Consider the following 882-nt stretch of genomic DNA (forward strand, 5'->3'; position numbering starts at 1 on the left):
GGATAAAATACCGATAGCCAGCTTTTTGGGACCATAAGTCATAGGGAATTTTAATATTTTACGGAACTTTCCATTAATTTGTACAACAACGGTAATTAATTTTTCTAATAAGCATTGTTCATTAAACTTTGGCCAATTTGCATCAATAACGGGATGTTCGTATCCCAGTTTTTTCCATAATACATGGGTAATGTGCGGGACGATTGGCGACATTATTAATATAATAGATTTCAAAGCTTCCCTAATTACAGATAACCCCAGGATACTAGAATCAAGAAAACGTGATACTAAATTAGTTAATTCCATTACTTTTGCTATTACAGTATTAAAGGTCTGCCGGAAGATCATATCTTCAGTAGCTTTTTTTATTGTTTTCTGGGTTTTGCGATATAAAATAAATTGAGAGGGTGTTAATGATGAGATTTTTATTTTATTATTTTTTGAAAAATATTTAGATATATGTAGATGAACTAGATTCCATAAACGTTTAAGAAATCGGTAAGCACCTTTAATTCCAGTTTCTGACCAAATAAGTGATTGTTCTGTAGGTGCGGAAAACATAATGAATAAGCGTAATGTATCTGCACCAAATTTATCAATTATAGCTTGAGGATCAATTCCGTTATTTTTTGATTTAGACATTTTTTCAATACCGCTACTTATAACAGAGCCACCGTCTTTAATTAAAGTTGCTATAATTTGACCTGTGTTTTTATCTTTATTTAACTTAATATCTAAAGGATTAAACCATTCTTTTTTACCATGTATTTTTCTATAGTAGCTGGGAGTGACAACCATTCCTTGAGTAATTAATTTTTTGAATGGTTCATCACACTCTAAGAAGCCAAAGTCCCGCATTAATTTATGGAAAAACCTAGCATA

At 31.0% G+C, this 882-nt stretch carries 1 protein-coding gene; it reads right to left on the minus strand.

Going from position 1 to position 882, the window contains the following annotated elements; all coding sequences use genetic code 11:
* On the minus strand, positions 1-882 hold an 882-nt coding region (locus tag IE124_RS34140), incomplete at both ends, for a class I tRNA ligase family protein (RefSeq protein WP_189513931.1).

The organism is Streptomyces narbonensis, assembly GCF_014649015.1.
GTDB lineage: Bacteria > Actinomycetota > Actinomycetes > Streptomycetales > Streptomycetaceae > Streptomyces > Streptomyces narbonensis.